At 51.1% G+C, this 17,403-nt stretch carries 14 protein-coding genes; 7 read left to right on the top strand and 7 right to left on the bottom strand.

Features of this window, described 5'->3' with window-relative positions:
- Positions 1-15: 15 nt before the first annotated feature.
- Together BM040_RS17860 and BM040_RS17855 are read right to left on the bottom strand one after the other, a co-directional pair.
- Complete coding sequence (locus tag BM040_RS17860) at positions 16-1,134, bottom strand: hypothetical protein (RefSeq protein WP_245756287.1); 1,119 nt, start codon at positions 1,132-1,134, stop codon at positions 16-18.
- A 45-nt stretch (positions 1,135-1,179) separates the two neighbouring features.
- Positions 1,180-2,253: an alkaline phosphatase family protein gene (locus BM040_RS17855; protein ID WP_092104425.1), complete on the bottom strand. Its 1,074-nt coding sequence runs from the start codon at positions 2,251-2,253 to the stop codon at positions 1,180-1,182.
- A 1,046-nt stretch (positions 2,254-3,299) separates the two neighbouring features.
- On the opposite strand from BM040_RS17855, the gene BM040_RS17850 reads away from it, so the two are divergent.
- A complete protein-coding gene (locus tag BM040_RS17850; protein WP_092104423.1) occupies positions 3,300-4,043 on the top strand; it encodes a phenylalanine 4-monooxygenase in 744 nt (247 codons plus the stop codon).
- 114 nt (positions 4,044-4,157) lie between these two features.
- Here the strand turns inward: BM040_RS17850 and BM040_RS17845 are convergent, their stop codons facing one another.
- From BM040_RS17845 to BM040_RS17835, 3 genes are all read right to left on the bottom strand, one after another.
- Entirely contained in the window at positions 4,158-4,871 is a 714-nt protein-coding gene (locus BM040_RS17845; protein ID WP_092104421.1) for a hypothetical protein, read from the bottom strand.
- A 126-nt stretch (positions 4,872-4,997) separates the two neighbouring features.
- Positions 4,998-6,116, bottom strand: a complete 1,119-nt coding sequence (locus BM040_RS17840; protein WP_092104419.1) for a CaiB/BaiF CoA transferase family protein — start codon at positions 6,114-6,116, stop codon at positions 4,998-5,000.
- Positions 6,117-6,184: 68 nt separating this feature from the next.
- Positions 6,185-6,940 carry a YebC/PmpR family DNA-binding transcriptional regulator gene (locus BM040_RS17835; RefSeq protein ID WP_092104417.1) on the bottom strand — a complete coding sequence of 252 codons (756 nt, stop codon included), beginning with the start codon at positions 6,938-6,940 and terminating at the stop codon, positions 6,185-6,187.
- Positions 6,941-7,552: 612 nt separating this feature from the next.
- Between BM040_RS17835 and BM040_RS17830 the strand changes: the two genes are divergently transcribed.
- From BM040_RS17830 to BM040_RS17805, 6 genes are all read left to right on the top strand, one after another.
- Entirely contained in the window at positions 7,553-9,031 is a 1,479-nt protein-coding gene (locus BM040_RS17830) for a DEAD/DEAH box helicase (RefSeq protein ID WP_394333092.1), read from the top strand.
- A 2-nt stretch (positions 9,032-9,033) separates the two neighbouring features.
- Entirely contained in the window at positions 9,034-9,642 is a 609-nt protein-coding gene (pncA, locus tag BM040_RS17825; RefSeq protein WP_092104415.1) for a bifunctional nicotinamidase/pyrazinamidase, read from the top strand.
- 321 nt (positions 9,643-9,963) lie between these two features.
- Positions 9,964-12,417, top strand: coding sequence for an outer membrane beta-barrel protein (locus BM040_RS17820; RefSeq protein WP_092104413.1), 2,454 nt, complete (start codon positions 9,964-9,966; stop codon positions 12,415-12,417).
- Positions 12,418-12,582: 165 nt separating this feature from the next.
- Positions 12,583-13,014: a hypothetical protein gene (locus BM040_RS17815; RefSeq protein WP_092104411.1), complete on the top strand. Its 432-nt coding sequence runs from the start codon at positions 12,583-12,585 to the stop codon at positions 13,012-13,014.
- Positions 13,015-13,097: 83 nt separating this feature from the next.
- Positions 13,098-14,750 carry a S41 family peptidase gene (locus BM040_RS17810; protein WP_175491116.1) on the top strand — a complete coding sequence of 551 codons (1,653 nt, stop codon included), beginning with the start codon at positions 13,098-13,100 and terminating at the stop codon, positions 14,748-14,750.
- A 318-nt stretch (positions 14,751-15,068) separates the two neighbouring features.
- A complete protein-coding gene (locus tag BM040_RS17805; RefSeq protein WP_175491115.1) occupies positions 15,069-15,707 on the top strand; it encodes an outer membrane beta-barrel protein in 639 nt (212 codons plus the stop codon).
- A gap of 26 nt (positions 15,708-15,733) precedes the next feature.
- Here BM040_RS17805 and BM040_RS17800 read toward each other — a convergent pair whose 3' ends face one another.
- Positions 15,734-16,669: a 1,4-dihydroxy-2-naphthoate polyprenyltransferase gene (locus BM040_RS17800; RefSeq protein WP_092104404.1), complete on the bottom strand. Its 936-nt coding sequence runs from the start codon at positions 16,667-16,669 to the stop codon at positions 15,734-15,736.
- Positions 16,670-16,723: 54 nt separating this feature from the next.
- Complete coding sequence (locus BM040_RS17795) at positions 16,724-17,227, bottom strand: glutathione peroxidase (protein ID WP_245756286.1); 504 nt, start codon at positions 17,225-17,227, stop codon at positions 16,724-16,726.
- Positions 17,228-17,403: the final 176 nt, after the last annotated feature.

Below are 17,403 nucleotides of genomic sequence, written 5' to 3'. Positions count from 1 at the left end.
TGAGCAGGAAGGGGTTTATTTTTCCAGCCCTTTCACCACCACGCCAGAGCGCAGGTTCTTTTGCCCCTGCTTCACAAAAGCATTCTGAAAATCCCGCGGGTTGTTGAGTACCTCGTAAAACTGATCCAGGTATTTGGTGGTTTGCCGGATGTAGCGCCTGTCCAGCAGCGGGAAGCTTTGGTAGACCCCATAAATGGCTCGCCTGCGTTCGTTGAATAGTTCCCGCACCTGCGCGTATACTTCGTCCGGGAAAGTATAGCCCCTGAAAAGCCGCTGCCGCACCGAGCCGATGCCCAACTCCGGGGGCGGAGTAGCATAGGGCGTGCCCACGATGCCGGCATAATCAAAATCGAAGGGTACGGGGATGGGTGCCGACAAGGGATCGGTTTGCAGCAAATCGATGTTGTGGCGGTAAGGCACCGACCAATCGGTGTTCCCGATCAGAAACTGGAAGAATGCTACCCGGGCCATGGCTACCGTTTCCGCCCGGTCCATACGCACCAGCGCCTGCTCCGGCACCACGGTTGCGCCATTGCGCGCGGCCATCACATCATCATCCTCAATCAGAAAAGCGTAGCCGGTCTCTGTGTCGCGCCTGCCTTTCTGGTCCTCGTACTGCACCCGGCACAGGCGCACCCGGAAACTAGCCTCGGTCAGGGTGTTGTATACTTTATAGACCAGGTACTCGCGCAGCACATACTCATCGTTGATACAGTGCGTGACCAGCTTCAGCTTGTTCACTTTTCCAAAGATTGTGTTCTGCACGGTTTTGCGCGAAAAGTTGAGCTGCAGCGGCGGAAAGTTACAGACCGAGGGGTCGCGGCGGCGCTTGCCGCGCACTTTCACCTTCAGCTTCTCCTCCACCTCCGCCCCATCTGCCCCTTTGTAAACCAGCACCGCCTCATGCGATTTCCGGTCATCGTCAACATCCCGCAGCACCGTCTTCACATCCATGCGCAAGGTAAAATGCAGCACCTCCTCACTCAGGAAAAGCGGGTTTTGCAGCGCCCGCAGGCTGTCCGCTAGCTTCTCTTCCGAGGCAGCATGTATAGTGCTATCATTCTGAGCCCGGAGAGGCGCGTGCGTGCCGGGCAGCAGCGAAAGAAGCAGGAAGTATAGCAGCCACGGTTTCATACTTTCAGCGGCTTAAAATTTATACTTTCCGGAGAGGCGCAAAGGTTATTTGAAGAGTTCTTCTATCACCCTGGCCTTCAGCACGGTCGTATCCATCACAATCTCCAGCCGGATGGAGTCCTGCCCAAGTGCTGCCTGGGCGCTGTCGGCCGGGGAGGTTACATAGGTGGTATCTACGCGCGGCACCACCACCAGCGAGTCCATGGTGAAGTGAAGCAGGCGGGCCACCGTCGGAGCAAGGTCGATCAGGGTATGCCTTGTCTCGACGGTTCCGCGTTTGAAGTCCGGGCCCATCGCCAGCAGGTAAATTTGCTGACAGCCGGGGCAGCTGTCGCCATGGTCCACAAACCCTCCGTCTATCCCATTCAGGTGGCGCCCGTGGTCAGCAGTGATAAACAGGGTGGTTTTGCCCCGGAAGGTCTCGTCTTCGTTCAGAAAGTCCCAAAGCTCTTTAGCATACCTGTCGTCCCGGGAGATACCGCGCAGGTAGTTGGGCCAGTTAGCGGCATGGGCAAAGCCGTCGGGCTCCATAAAGTTGATGAGCATCAGGTTTGGCTTGTGGGTCGTCAGGATGCGCTTGACCTCTATCAGGGTTAGAGAGTCCATGCGATAGCCGGTGCCGGGGCCGTTCACGCCCGCATTTACCGACGGCTGATACGTGTTCTCCCACCCAGGCCTGCTGGTGTTAGCCAGTATGTGCAGTTTGTCCTTGCTTGATACAATCCAGGCCGCCGTGGCAGGCTTGCCGCTCCGCTTCAGGAAGTACTGGAAGATAGAGGGGTTGGCCGGAAACTCGTTGCCATAGTTGTCGATGGGCTGGTTTACGCCCGTCGTGATGGCCGCGTGGCCGGAGTTGGTATACGTATAGGCATCGTTGAGAAAATTGGGCAGGAAAACACCCTTCGGCCTCAGGACGGTAGACATGTTGGGGATAAGGCCAGGCACGGAGTCCCAAGTTTCAGACATGCGCGTGCCGTCTATCACCAGTATGATGACATATTCTGTTTTGGGTTTGTCTGAAGCAGAAGGCGACGAGGTGCAGGCAGCCAGCACCATCAGCAGCAAGAGCAACAATTCTCTGCCGCAGCGGCCATACTTTCCTATACCGGTTGCCTCCATACTTTACCCTCATACTTCTGGTTTTTTATACGGTCTGTGCAGGAATAAAGGCAAATATTACAATCTATACTTTATCTGCTCCTATTCTTCTAAGTGCATGTCTGCTTTTACTGAGTAGTTCTATCGCAGGATAAGGTAGAAAGATTAGCAATACCGAGTCCAACCACCCCTGCCCCTCCTTGGCCAAGGAGGGGAGCCTGTGATTACGATGGCTGAAGTATAAGCTTAGTAGTTGCTGTCCTTACGCGGACAGGTCGCGACCTGTCCCTACAAGAATCAACCCACCCCTACCCCTCCGAGGAGGGGAATTATACTTGCTGCTCACCCTGTCATCTCGAGCAGGGCGAGAGATCTATCGGGAATTCTAACTAGATCTCTCCCAAAGGTCGAGATGACATCAGTGGGAGTGGCTATCGAATGATTCCCAGCCTTTGGGTGGAGCGCCTTGTGAGATCCGGTGCCCGCCAAGGGCATGCTGAGCGAAGCGAGGCAAGGAGGGAACACCGCGCGATGCCCGAAGGCGAGGCCTCCCGGCCTGGGAGGGCAGAAAGCCAGAGATGAAACTATAGGTAAGAGGGAACTAGAGGATGAACAGCAGCTAGTAAGGATAGCTTAGTTTAAGCAGAAGAAAGCAGGAGCTATGAAAGTATAAACTAGCAAAGTATAGAAGTATAACCAAAGTATAAACTTTACCCCCTGCTATATAAACCTTCAGGTATAAATTGCGTTTAATCCAGAAGTTTGCATTCTTGCAATCACTAAAAATAACATGCATAAACCAGCAGCCATAGCGATTACACTTCCTACGCCAGCTTCTACTGGCATGGCGCTGCTGTTTACTGCCTATTCTTATTGCCTGAGCGTGTATAGCTATTACAGCTATTATTATCGCTATTACTGCACCCGCGGCTAAGGCAATCACCACCACCTGACATTTCGGTTAAAGGAGCAGCGGCTCCTCCAGCGGTGAACCTGCCAAAGCAGCGGCTCAAGCCCCTGCTTTTTTCTTTTTTCAGCCTTTTCTAACATCATCAAAGTATAAAAACATGAACCTGACACAAAACTACAGCACTTACACAGAGGAGAATCATAACGTATGGGCTATCCTTTTCCAGCGCCAGATCGAGAACCTGCCCGATAAGGCTATTCCTGAGTTCTTTGAGGGGCTGCGGCTCGTAAACTTCCAGCCCGACCGCATTCCCAACTTTGCGGAGGTAAACCAGCGCCTAAAGCCCCTGACCGGCTTTGAGGTAGTGGCAGCCCCCGGCATTGTGGACGATGCCCTGTTCTTCAAACTCATCGCGAACAAGCAATTCCCGGCCACGGTGTGGGTTAGAAGGATGGACCAACTCGACTACCTGGAGGAGCCTGATATGTTCCACGACGTTTTCGGCCATGTGCCCCTGCTCACCATACCGGTTTACTGCGAGTTCCTGGCCAAACTGTCGGCCTTGGCGCTGCAGCACATCGACCGCCCCGACATCATCGACCGCCTCACGCGCATTTACTGGTACACCATCGAGTTCGGGCTGTTCCGCAAGCCGGGTGAGAAAGCCCATATTTATGGCGCAGGCATCCTCTCCTCTGTCGGCGAGAGTAAGTTGTCAGTGTCGGAGCAAAGTATAAAGTATGATTTTGACGTGCAGCAGATCCTGGACACGGCCTACATCAAAGAGACTTACCAGAGCCAGTACTTCTGCATCGAGAGCTTCGAGCAGTTGCTGGAGAGCCTGCCACAGATAGAGCAAGCCCTTCATAAACTGCGCGAGGAGCCAGTGGAAGTAGCGTAGGGCCTAGCTGCCCTAAAAGATTTCAAAGAGTTTAGTTTAAAGATTGACGAAAAAATGGCCCGGGTGCTGCCCGGGCCATTTTTATACTTTTTATGGAAGTATAAAGTATAGCTGCTAGTTCGTAAGCTCCGGACTTATCTGGAAGCCCAGCTTGCGCGGCTTGGTGAGGTGGGTGTTCTCCAGCTTCTGCTTCAGCGTAATGCGCTCAATATCACTCACGTCTTGTCCCATCAAGTCATTGTTAACGGCGGCCACCATGGCGCTCTCAATAATTATCCGCAGCACCTTGTCGCTTAGCACGTTTTTGGCAATGTTGCTAATCCGCTCCTGTGGCAGGTCCAGCTGCTTCACGCCCTCGATACAGTAATGGTTCTCGATGTTGATGAGCATGCGCCCGATCAGGTAACCGGGGTCGTCGAGGCGGTTATACTTGATGGTGTCGGCCATAAAGTTGTAGGCCATGATGTGCCCGAAAAACCTTCTCCTGAAGTCCTCATCCACATAATCGTTACGCATGATCTCGTAATCGTCGGGGAAGGTGATGACGTTGGTGTGCATCACAAACACCAACAGATCGCCGGAGAACTTGATTTGAAACTCGTGCTCGCTTACGCTACGGTATTCAATCACCACGTCGGCATCGTGCCGCGTTACCCGCTCCGTCAGCTCGTCTACCAGTTCCTGCGCAATCACCTTAAGTTTCTCGAAGGCCCTAACGGTGTTGCGGAAAATAGCCTGTTTGGTTTTAGACTTGTGGTGCAGACCGTTTACAATATCATCGAGCCTGTCCTCTAATTTATCCTCTATCTTTTCTTCTCTGTCTTCCATAGTAACTTGTTCGCCAATGGGTGTACCAGGTTTATTTTACACCTGTTCAGGCTACTTTGTTTGATTCGGCCTGACCTGCAAGGTATAAAATGCTGATTAAAAACCTCCTACCGGCCGCTTTATACTTTAACTAAGGTAGTTATCATACGTTGGCGGCGGGCTCAGATCCAGCTCCTGTTGCCCCTGCAGCCTGAAAGCTACCTGCCGTAAGCCGGGCTTGCTGCCGGGATGCTGCAGTAACAGCTGCCGGGCCTGCGGCTGCGCAAATACCTCAGGGATTGTATATACTGCCCCCACCGGCACGTGCTGTGCGTGGAGCTGCTGCAATAAAGGCCCGCGGTCCTGCTGGGCAATCAGCTGGTGCAGCATTTGGTTTAGCTCCTGCCGGTGTTGCACCCGTTCGTAGTTGGTTTTATACTTTGGATCGATGGCTATACTTTCAGCGCCAAGTATAGCGCACAGCTTCCGGAACTGCCTGTCGTCACCGATGGCCAGCACGAGTTTACCCCCGCACCGGCACGTATAAACCGAGCCGTAGGGCACGATGTTGGGGTGCTCGGAGCCCATCCGCTGCGGCTCCTGCCCCGCCACCAGGTAGTTGGTAGCCTGGTTTGCCAGCGCCGACACAGCTGCCTGCAGCAGCGACACCTGCACCAGTTGCCCCTGCCCCGTGCGTTCCCGCTGCAGCAAGGCTACCAGCAGCCCTTCCTTCAGTTGGTGCGCCGTCAGGATATCCATCAGGGCCACGGGCATCTTGAGCGGCTCTCCGCCTGGATCGCCGTTGAGGTACATAAAGCCGCTCTCTGCCTGCACCACCGCATCGTAACCGGCCCGGGCATCGTCGGGGCCGTAGCCGGTGATATGGCCGTAGATCAGGCGCGGATTTATGCATTGGAGCACCTCGTAATTTACCTGCAGCCGCTCGGCATCGCCGGGCTTGTAGCTGGCTATCACCACATCGGCCTGTGCTACCAACGTATACAGCTGCTGTAGCTGCTCCGGCTCTGTCAGGTTCAAGGCCAGGGAGGCTTTGCCCCAGTTAGCGGCGCAGAAGTAGGCGGACGTATCGGTGTCGGCGGGTTCGGCCTTCAGTTTCCAGCTGCGGGTTACGTCGCCGTGGGTGGCGGCGTTCTCCACCTTCAGCACCCGCGCGCCCAGCTCGGCAAAAAACTGCCCTACGCTTGGTCCGGCCAGCACGCTTGCCAGCTCCAGCACCAGCATGTCTTTGAATATCGGTTGTGTCATGTGTTGCGAAATCCTCAAACAAAAAGCCGCAGACCAATGGCTGCGGCTATGTTTATACTTTCCTGGGGCTATTCCAGTTCTGCCAGTACCTCCTCGCTCAACTCCAGGTTATGGTATACTTTCTGCACATCGTCGTCGTCTTCGAGGGCGTCTATAAGCTTGAGTACTTTACGCACTACTTCCGGGTCTTCCACTTTCACGGTGGTCTGGGGTAGTCGCTGCAGCTCGGCGCTCTCCAGGTCCAGCTGCAGTTCTTCCGCCTTCTTCTGCATGGCCCCAAAATCTTCCATGGCGCTGTAGATGGTCACGTAGCCCTCCTCAAACTCCACCTCCTCAGCGCCACCGTCGGCCAGGTCCAGCAGCAGTTCGTCTTCGTTTACAGGTTGCTCAGGGTCTAGCTTGGCCACAAACACGCCTTTGCGGTCGAACAGGTACTCCACAGAGCCGCTGGTGCCCAGGCTGCCGCCGCTCTTATTGAACATGGTGCGCAGGTTTTGCACGGTACGGTTGATGTTATCGGTCAGGCACTCCACGAAGACGGCCACGCCGCTGGGTCCGTAGCCCTCATAGGTCACCTCATGGTAATCGCCGGCGTCGCTGCCCTCCCCTTTTTTGATGGCGCGCTCTATGTTATCCTTGGGCATGTTGGCGGCCCTGCTTAACTGAATGGCCAGCCGCAGGCGCGGGTTGCCGTCTGGGTCGGAGCCGCCCACTTTCACGGCTACCGTAATTTCCTTGATGAGCTTGGTAAAAATCTTTGAGCGTTTGGCGTCCAGGGCCCCTTTCTTGCGCTTTATCTGCGACCACTTGTTATGTCCTGCCATAATGCTATACTTCTTTCAATACTTTAAACAAATGCTAATGCGAGGCTGAAAATCCCCGTCCATGAACAAATTAAGCAAATTTAAACCGGAGGGCATAAAAAAGAGCGGCCCTGTATGGGGGCCGCTCCTTCCTTTAAAGTTTTATATCATTCCCAGACACCGCTGTTAAGCCAGCAGCATGAAGATCGCATTTATAATATTAAGGCCTACCAACAGAAATAGATTTGGCGACTCTTGTATAGCTTTTTTCATGACTTTTGGAGTTAATATATATTTTTTGTGATGTTATGCTTTTTAGTTGCTTTGATGTTGTTTACGCCTGCCCGGTGGCAATGTTTCAGTATTTTATAATTATATCTATGTAAAACATAATATTAAAATATATGAATTAGCTATTATTAGCTTCCAAGCCAATTTTAGACACAATTTCACCGCCAGCTAAATTGTATTATTACAATTCAACTCCATAACCATGCCACACCCGCCATCCAATTTTATGTAAACATAATACAAGTATTAGTTTCTCACAACATTGTCCTAAAAAATATTTGAAAAAATGCATATATTTTTAGTCACCGGATTTATAGTATCTTTACTGAGAAAAAGCGGCTGATGGAAAAAGATGGCCGCCATGTACTAAACCAAACAATAAACACATTGGACTTCCATTCTTTTAACCTACACGAGGATGTGCTGACGGGCATCGACTCTATGGGGTACAACAACCCTACCCCCGTACAGCAGCAGGCTATTCCGCTGATCCTTGAGCAAAAAGACCTGATTGCCTGCGCCCAGACCGGTACGGGCAAAACCGCAGCGTACCTACTGCCCCTCATCGACCGTATCTCCCACCAGGGCTACGAGCACACCAGCACCCTTATATTGGTGCCTACCCGCGAGCTGGCCAAACAGATTGATGAGCAGGTAGAGGGCTTCGGCTACTTTGCTTCCGTTAGCTCCATTGCCATTTACGGCGGCAACAAAGGCGATGACTGGGAGCAGCAGAAACGCGCCTTGACCACGGGCGCCGACATTATCATTGCCACGCCCGGCCGACTGCTCTCGCACATGGCCATGGGCTACGTAAAGCTGGACCAACTCAACCACCTGGTGCTGGACGAGGCAGACAAAATGCTGGACATGGGCTTTATGGACGACCTGATCAAGATTATCAGCCAACTGCCCAAGCAGCGCCAGACGCTGCTTTTCTCGGCCACCATGCCGCGCAAAATCAGGGAGCTGGCCCAGCAGATTCTGCAGCAGCCCGCTGAGGTGAACCTGGCCATCTCTAAGCCAGCCGAAGGCATCGACCAGCGCCTCTACCTGACTTACGACAACCAGAAACTGCCTTTGCTGGAGCACCTGCTGCGCGAGTTGGACGTGCACAGCATGATCATCTTCACGTCCCGCAAGTCCAACGTGAACCCCATCGTGCGCTCGCTGAAGAAGATGAACTTCACGGCGGAAGGCATCTCCTCGGACATGACCCAGGAGGAGCGCGAGAAGGCACTGCAGGGCTTCAAGAACAAGCAATACCAGATTGTAGTAGCCACTGACATCCTCTCCAGAGGCATCGACATCGACAGCCTGAGCCATGTGGTGAACTTTGACATGCCGCAGGACGCTGAGGACTACGTGCACCGCGTGGGCCGTACCGCACGTGCCGCCTCTACGGGTATGGCTATCACATTCGTGAACGAGAAGGACATGTTCCGGGTGCAGAAGGTAGAGCGACTGATCGAGCGCGAGCTGCCGAAGCTGCCCCTTCCGGACGATTTCGGCCCCGGCCCTGCCTTCGACCCTACACGCAGAGACGGCGGCAGCCCGCGGCACCGCGGCGGCAACAAGCCCGGCGCAGGAAGCAAGGCTAACAGCCACCGCAGCAAGCACCACAGAGGCAAGAAACCCGGAGCACCGCGCCCGGAAGGCGCTCAGCCAAAAGCTGAGGGCAGCGACAGACCGGTGAAACTAGCCGAACAGCCGGGAGGCGAGAACCAGGGCAAGAAGAGGAGCCGTAACAGGAACCGCAACCGCAATAAGAACAAGGGTGGCAGCGCAGCCAGCAGCGCCCCTGCCAACACACAAGTATAGGTATGCGTGCTTTACTTTTAATTGATATACAGAATGATTTTCTTCCGGGCGGCGCCCTGGCCGTGCCGGAAGGAGATGCCATTATACCCCTGGTAAACAGCATCCAGGGAAACTATGATTTGGTAGTAGCCACCCAGGACTGGCATCCGGCCGACCACAAGAGCTTTGCCTCGCAGCACAGCGGGCAGAACCTTTTTGACGTGATAGAGCTGAACGGGCTGGAACAGGTACTGTGGCCGGACCATTGCGTGCAGGGCACGGCAGGCGCCGAGTTCTCGGCAGAACTGGAGCATCACCGCATCGAAGCCATTTTCCGCAAAGGCACCGACCCTGCCATCGACAGCTACAGTGGCTTCTATGATAACGGCCACCTGAAAAGTACCGGTATGGCCGATTACCTGCGCGGCAAAGGTATAACCGAAGTTCATCTGACTGGCCTCGCCGCCGATTACTGCGTATACTTCTCGGCGAAGGATGCGCTGAAAGAAGGCTTTAAAGTATACTACCTGGAGGATGCCGTGCGCGCCATCAGCCCGGAGGGATATGAGAAGGCTAAGGCAGATTTGCTGCACCATGGAGCTCAAATCATCCAGAGCCACCAGATACAATAAGTATAAAGTATAAAATAAGAAAGCCGCCTTCGGATTTAACCGGGCGGCTTTTTTGATCTCGGCCTATACTTCTGAGGAGGCTGCACGCAACATCTGCTGCATTTATGCCTGTTGTTATATAATTTATCTTATCAATATTTTCTGATTCATATATTATATTGCCTTGATTATCGTTATCTTACCAAACACAACTTTTAGGGCAGAGACAGGCACAGCAGCTAGTCGTTTGTAGGAGGTTAATGTGAGTGTTCCTGAAAGTATAAGTATAGGCCGGCTTATACTTGGTGAATCACAGCACGCTCACTTTAAACTATATGATACATGAAACAAACTCTCCTGCTGGCCTTGTGCCTTCTGGCCTGCCTTATCTCTCAGGCGCAAAGCCCTCCATCCGGAACTATCAAAGGGGTGGTGGTAGACTCAACCACCCAGGCTCCCCTCAGCTACGTGACCGTCGTAGTTAGCCCTCCTGACAAAGAAGAGGCTCTGAAAACAACCTTTACACAAGCCAATGGCAGTTTTGAAGTGACCGGCCTGCCCCTGACGCCTTACAAACTTATACTTACCTATGTAGGCTACAAGCCCTTTTCCATGCAGTTGCCCGCACTGGAGGCAGGCAAACCCGCTGACTTGGGCAAGCTGCGTATCGCCGCCTCGGCCAAGCAGTTGCAGGAGGTGCAGGTTACCGCCGAGAAACTGCTCGTGACCCAGGACATCGACAAAATCGGCTACAATGTGGAGTTCGACCCGGAGAGCAAGACTACCACGGCCCTGGAGATGCTCTGCAAGGTGCCCATGCTCAGCCTCGATGCCGAAGAGAACATACAGCTCAACGGCAGCAGCAATTTCAGGGTGTTGGTAAACGGCAGAAACTCTACCCTCTTTGCCCGCAATCCCAAAGATGTGTTCCGCAGCATGCCGGCCAACACCATTAAACGCATCGAGGTTATCACAGACCCACCCGCCAAGTATGATGCTGAGGGGATTGGCGGTATCATCAACGTCATCACGCACGATAAGCCACAGAACGGCTACAACGGCAGCATTTACCTCTCGCAGGCCACCCCGGACAGCCGCTTTGGCTCCGCCAACATCCGGGCGAAAGTAGGCAAGCTGGGTATATCGGCCTACGGCGGCAGCAATAAGTTCACCAGCCCCGACTCCTATAATTCTTTTGAGCGACGCGAAAAAAGTTTGGGCACCACCTTGCGGCAGCAGGGCAAGGGTAATAACAAAAGTCAGTACAATTACTTCAACAGCGAGTTGAGCTACGAGATAGACACGCTGAACCTGATTACAGCCAAGCTTGGTGTGAGCAAGAGCAACTTTGAGTCGGTGTACCTGCAGACAGTGGAGGAACTTGGCATGGACCGCAACCTCACGCAGGCCTTCGAGCGCAACAACTATGGCGACGGCTCCTGGGGCAATTACGAGGTGGGACTGGACTACCAACACACGTTTAAGCGCAACAAAGAACAGCTGCTCACCCTTTCTTACAAAATCGGCGACAACTTCAACACCGACGACACTGACTTGGAGTTTGTGCCTACCCTGAATTACAGGGGCCCTGCCGGCACGCGCACGCAGAACGAGGGCAAGTCCGTAGAGCAGACAGCTCAGATAGATTATGTGCATCCGTTTAAAAAGCACACTCTGGAGGTGGGCGCTAAAACCATCCTTCGTGATAATGGCAGCGACTACTTTTACCGCAACTATAACCCCGAAACAAACACCTATGTAGAGGTGCCAAGCCTGACGAACGAGTTTGACTACAGCCAGAATATTTACGCCGCTTATACTTCGGCCAGCCTGCGCTACAAGAAATGGGGCGTACGGGCCGGCGCACGCTTGGAGCAAACCGTGGTGGATGCCAACTTCAAGTCATCGGGCTCGGTGGCCGACCGGGACTACCTGAACCTGATCCCAAGCACAACGCTGACGCGCACGCTAAAGAACATGGCCTCCCTGAAGTTGTCCTACACCCAGCGCATTGAGCGGCCCAGCTTGTGGTACCTGAACCCATACGTGAACAGACAGAACGAAAAAGCCATCTCCTTCGGTAACCCGAGGCTGAAGGCGGCCACGAGCCACGTTTTCAGCCTGGGCCACAGCATGTTCAAAAACGGAAAGTCGTTGAACAGCACCCTAACCCATACGTTTACCAACAACGCCATCCAGGGCTATACTACCTTTAACCCCGCCGACTCGGTGAGCAGCACCACCTACGGTAACATTGGCAGGAACAACACAACCACCCTCTCCATCAACAGCAACGCCACGTTCTTCAAGAAGCTCAGCATGAATTTAAACGGTTCTATGTCTTACAGCCAACTCAGCGGAAATATAGGCGGCGTGGACCTGGAGAACAGCGGTATCAGCGGGAACGTCTACAGTTATGTAAACTACAGGTTCGAGAAAAACTGGCGGGCTGGCGTAAACCTGGGCTACTACGCGCCGCGCGTGATGCTGCAGGGCAAATCGGCCGGGCAGTTCTGGAACGGCTTTTCGCTTAGCAAAGGTTTCCTCAAAGACGAAAAGGCCAGCATCAGCCTCTCGGTGCAAAACCCCTTCAGTAAGTTCTTTACTGGCTACAGCGACGTGAACGGCTTGAACTTTGAGCAGCGCAGCGAATATAGTTATGTGCGCCGCCGGGCTAGCATCGGCTTTAACTACAGGTTCGGCAAGCTCAAAGAAGACATCAAACGCACCAAGCGAGGCATTCGCAACGACGACCTGAAAAGCGGCGAGAGCACTTCTGGCGGAGGCGGTAATTAATTTTTGAAAGTATAAAGTATAGCCTGGCTCAGCAAGCTGTCGGGCTATACTTTTTGTAAGTGGTTTTATACATGTACTAGCGGAGGAGTTCAGTCACCCACCACATATTGCAGATAAGCCGAATAGACTTCCGTTTAGCTGGGAGTTGGGCTGCATTCGAAATAAATGAAACAAGTCATACTAACATTTCTCTTCTGCTTCATCATAGCTTCCATATATGGGCAGGCTACGTCATTGAAAATGACAAAAGAAAAGAATCAGGAATGGTTAAAAACCTTAAGATCAGTAGACAAAGCCGAGCAGCTATTGATGGTTAAGGAAAGGTTCTTTGTGCCACAACCTGCTCAAAATGAATCAAGTGAAAGAATTATAGCTGTTCCAATCTTAGTCATAGATGGTATTGCAATAACAGAAACGTTAAGCGACAATTCACGCGAGCAGCTGCTTCAGCTTTTAACTGAAGAGACGGTCAAAGAAATAGCTGTATTTGATGAAGAACCCAAGGAAGTATACATCAATAGAGGATGGTCGGGAATAATAGCAGTTGTACTCTATAAAAAGGCGAGCAGGAAACTGCAGAAGATTAAAATAGAATAACGATAGCCCAACAAGGTGCAGCCTGTATGCTCAGCTATGCTTCGTCCATCGGCTGCACGAGAAACGTTACCACCAACGCAAAGATGAAGCACACCATCCTCCTTTTTCTGAGCATACTAATTTGTTTCAAAACAGCCCATGCTCATAACAGTTTATCTGAAACAGAAAAACTAGCGGCAACTGCCAAGATTTGGGACTTTCTGAAATATTATCATCCCCATGTTGCTAGCGGAAAGTTCAAATGGGACGATGAGTTATTCAAGGTTTTGCCAAAGGTCAAGGCTGCATCTACTAAAGAAGAATTGTCTCAAGTATACATCGCTTGGTTGGATAATCTTGGAAGAGTGAAAGCTTGCAAGAACTGTAAGCAAGAGAGCAGCCTTGAGTATTTTGACAGGAACTTCGACTTAAGCTGGATAAAGGAAAACCAGGTTTTTACAGCTGAGCTTACTGAAAGGCTTAAGCACGTTGAGCAGAACAGGCATCAAGGCAAAAAGTATTATGTGTCTGCCGGCAAAAAAATCGGCAACATTGAGGTGACCAATGAGATCAACTACAAAGGCTTCAGCTGGAATGATGAAAACCTAAGGTTACTCACGCTATTCCGGTATTGGAATATTGTCGAATACTTTTTCCCATACAAGTACCAGATGGACACCAACTGGGATGAAGTCTTGAGTAACATGATTCCGAAGTTTTTACATCCCAAAACCGAGCTCGAGTATCAGTTGGCTATACTTGAATTGGTAGTAAGCATTGACGATAGCCACGCAGGATATTACAACGACACGATAGCTGCTTACTTCGGCCATTATTGGATGCCAGCACATTTTAAGCTGATAGACAAAAGAGCAATAATCACAGGCTTCTACAATGACTTCTTGGCTAGAGTAGACGATATCCGAATTGGTGATATCATTACCAGAGTTGATGGTCAGGAAGTTGAAGGCATTTTTAGCCAGAAAGAGAAATACATTAGCGGCTCCAACATTTCAAGAAAGAAACTAAACGCGTTTCATTCCATCTTCAATGGCTCCTCTGACTCTGTGCAGATTGAATTTATCAGAAATAACCAAACAGCTACCAAAACTATCAAAAGGTATCTGTTGGATGAGCTGAACCCCAAGGCAAAGGAAGCTGAGAAATTCAAAATCCTTAAAGGCAATATCGGCTACGTTGATATGGGCAGACTGGAGCTAAAGGATGTTGAAGGGATAATGGAAGCGCTGAAGGGCACCAAGGCCATCATCTTCGATATCAGAAATCATCCAAAGGGTACTTTTCGCTCTGTAGCAAATTACATCAGTTCTAAAAGAAACGACTTTTACAAAGTCATCTACCCTGACCTGGGCTATCCCGGAAAATTCATTTGGAGGAATGGTGACCAAATTGGCCAAAGTGGTGACTTGAAGTATAAAGGCAAAGTTGTCTTATTAGTAAATGAAAGGGCTCAAAGCCATGCTGAATTCACCATAATGGGGCTACAAACAGGCGACAATGTAACCACGATAGGAAGTCAGACTTCAGGAGCCGATGGAAATGTTAGTGTATTTGAATTGGTGGGAGGTCATAAAACAGCCATAACTGGCATCGGCATTTTTTACCCGGACAATACAGAAACACAAAGAAAGGGTGTGAAAATCGATATTGAAGTCAAACCAACAGTTCAAGGAATCATTGAGGGGAAAGATGAGGTACTTGAAAAGGCGATTGAGTTTGTAAACACCAATACATAGAGCAACGGAGGCGGTAAATAATTTCTGAAAGTATAAAGTATAGTTTGGCTGAAACGGTGAGCGGCCGGGCTATACTTTAAACCATACTTGAACTCGACTCTTTGAACCCAATGTAATTCTGTAAGCCAATAAGTTAATCTTTTACTGATCTCAGACCTGTGGCGTTCTAATAATGCTTACATTTGCACCTTTTATGTTTGACGGGGCTCTTTCCTCTTTTTCGGTCAGACACGTAAAAGCAGCTACTTTCAGACTAAAAGAATGCATTACAGGATTATACTTAGCCTAACAATTTTATTATGCTTAACGAGTACGAAAGTGTTTGCTTCAGACACTACCTCCTTAAAGAAGCCTCTCTTTCTGTCGGTCAGCGTAGGGTATGTAAAGAATAACGTCTATGGGTCAAGGGTAGATAAAAATAAGGAGTCTGATCAAGCCATACAGCAGGAAAACAATAAGAGCTACGCTGTCAACTTTCAACTACAAAAGCAGTTCACAAGTGAACTTTACCTGAGAACCGGCATTAGTTTCATTAAAAAACAAGTTGATCCACAGGAAAACACTAATGTCTACTACAGAGATCGTCTAAAGACTTACTATCTCTCAGTACCACTAGCTGCCGGAGTTAATGTGCCCCTCACCGGAAACGAAAAACTAGGGTTAGGTTTAGAATTTGGTCCTGCTGTAAACCTTAGATTATTGGATAAAAGCTATGTCGGCCCAGACAGAGTTTCTAGCAACACGAGCTTCGCCACAGTAAGTTTGAGCCCTGGAGCTTCGCTTAACTATAAGCTAAGCACTAACACAAAGCTAACTCTTGGTTATACTTACATGCTTGATATTACCGATGCTTATATAGAGCGTGTGTACTGGAACAATCATTATCCAAGAAGAAAATTTGCCTATAAAAACAAGACGCAGATGCTATCATTAGGACTCCAATGGGCTGTTAGATAAAGAGGTATTTCTACTCTCTATACTTCCTACAACACCTGCCCCAGCCCAAACAGCAGCACAAACAGCAGCGTGGTAATAGCCATTTGCTTGAGGTAAGGGTCCAGTTCTTTAGAGGTTTGTTTGCGCCATACGTTTACCCCATTCACCAGCACCAGCGGCAGGGCAAGTATAAACAGGAACTGCCAGGGGCTATGGTAATTCAGCAGCACGTAGGCAAAAGCGCTCAGCACCCCACCCAGCAATACCAACACATGGTACACACGCGCAGCTTTCGGGCCGATACGCACGGGAATAGAGCGCTTGCCGGCCAGTATATCGGAGTTGATGTCGCGGATGTTATTGACGTTGAGCACCCCAACCGAAAAGAAGCCGCACACCAGGGCCGGGAGTATAACCGAGGGTTCCAGCGTCTGCGCCTGCAGAAAGTAAGTGCCCAGTACGCCGACCAACCCGAAGAAGATAAATACGAAAACATCGCCCAGACCCGCATAGCCGTAAGGCTTGTCGCCGGCGGTATAATTAATAGCCGCCCAGATAGAGGCCAGCCCCAGCACCAGGAACAGCAAAAACAGCAGCATGCCCTCCGTACCGAAAGCCACCCACAGCAGCAGCAAACCGGATACCAGCGAGAGCAGGCTAAACACCACCATGCCCTTCTTCATCTGCTCAGGCAGAATGTGGCCTGCCTGCACGGCCCGCATCGGCCCCTCGCGGTGCACGCTGTCAGCCCCGTGTTTGGAGTCGCCGTAGTCGTTGGCCAGGTTGGAAAGGATTTGCAGGAAAAGCGTGGTCAGCACACACAGGGCCACTACAGCCCCGTTAAAATGCCCGTTGGCCGCCGCTATAAAGGCGCCCATGCCGATACAAGAAAAAGCCAGCGGAAGGGTGCGTGGCCTAAAAGCCGAAATCCAAGCCTTTACCAGACCTGGACTTTGGTGTGCGGTGTGTTGCGAAGTGTTCAAAACCTATTCTTATAATAAGCCTGACCAAAACGGATGTTTACGCCAGGCATAGACTTATTGCTGTATAGCGCTCAACAGCTCCTTGTCCATCGGCTTTACCTTGGATGGATAGAAAGCCACTACGTTCCCGTTCTCGTCCACCAGGTACTTGCAGAAGTTCCAGCCTGGCTCCTCTTTACCCGGCGCATGATGTGCCAGCCAGGTATAGAGCGGATGCTGGTCCTCTCCTTTCACCGAGATTTTCTCAAACATCTGGAAGCTTACGCCATAGTTCTTCTGGCAGAAAGAGGCAATCTCCTCGTTCGAGCCGGGCTCTTGCCCGCCAAAGTTGTTGGCCGGGAAGCCCAGCACCTCCACCTCGTTGCCGTGCGTTTCGTGCAGCTTCTGCAGGTCTTCGTACTGCGGCGTGTAACCGCACTCGGAGGCCGTGTTCACGAGCAGCACTTTCTTGCCTTTATACTTTGAGAAATCCACCTCTTTGCCATCCAGCGTCTTCATCTTGAAAGTATAAAAGTCGCTGGTTTGCGTGTTGGTGTTTGGAGTTGATGCTGTTGCCATAGTTTTATCAGTTGTTGTTTCAGCGTCTGCAGCTGTTCCGTTGTTGCAAGACACCATCACTCCTAATACAGGCACCAGCGCCAAAAGTTTGAGCAACTTTTTCATATAGATTGTTTTATGGCTTTTAAAGTATGATGAAGCTATTTTTTTCATATGTCCCCCTTTGAAGGGGGTAG

This window comes from Pontibacter chinhatensis (genome assembly GCF_900113285.1).
Classification (GTDB): domain Bacteria; phylum Bacteroidota; class Bacteroidia; order Cytophagales; family Hymenobacteraceae; genus Pontibacter; species Pontibacter chinhatensis.
This window is presented reverse-complemented; position numbering and strand designations above follow the sequence as displayed.

Excerpts from the sequence above, each read along its gene's own strand:
- BM040_RS17860 (WP_245756287.1), bottom strand. The coding sequence starts at position 1,134 with ATGAAACCGTGGCTGCTATACTTCCTGCTTCTTTCGCTGCTGCCCGGC.
- BM040_RS17855 (WP_092104425.1), bottom strand. The coding sequence starts at position 2,253 with ATGGAGGCAACCGGTATAGGAAAGTATGGCCGCTGCGGCAGAGAATTG.
- BM040_RS17850 (WP_092104423.1), top strand. The coding sequence starts at position 3,300 with ATGAACCTGACACAAAACTACAGCACTTACACAGAGGAGAATCATAAC.
- BM040_RS17845 (WP_092104421.1), bottom strand. The coding sequence starts at position 4,871 with ATGGAAGACAGAGAAGAAAAGATAGAGGATAAATTAGAGGACAGGCTC.
- BM040_RS17840 (WP_092104419.1), bottom strand. The coding sequence starts at position 6,116 with ATGACACAACCGATATTCAAAGACATGCTGGTGCTGGAGCTGGCAAGC.
- BM040_RS17835 (WP_092104417.1), bottom strand. The coding sequence starts at position 6,940 with ATGGCAGGACATAACAAGTGGTCGCAGATAAAGCGCAAGAAAGGGGCC.
- BM040_RS17830 (WP_394333092.1), top strand. The coding sequence starts at position 7,553 with ATGGAAAAAGATGGCCGCCATGTACTAAACCAAACAATAAACACATTG.
- pncA (WP_092104415.1), top strand. The coding sequence starts at position 9,034 with ATGCGTGCTTTACTTTTAATTGATATACAGAATGATTTTCTTCCGGGC.
- BM040_RS17820 (WP_092104413.1), top strand. The coding sequence starts at position 9,964 with ATGAAACAAACTCTCCTGCTGGCCTTGTGCCTTCTGGCCTGCCTTATC.
- BM040_RS17815 (WP_092104411.1), top strand. The coding sequence starts at position 12,583 with ATGAAACAAGTCATACTAACATTTCTCTTCTGCTTCATCATAGCTTCC.
- BM040_RS17810 (WP_175491116.1), top strand. The coding sequence starts at position 13,098 with ATGAAGCACACCATCCTCCTTTTTCTGAGCATACTAATTTGTTTCAAA.
- BM040_RS17795 (WP_245756286.1), bottom strand. The coding sequence starts at position 17,227 with ATGGCAACAGCATCAACTCCAAACACCAACACGCAAACCAGCGACTTT.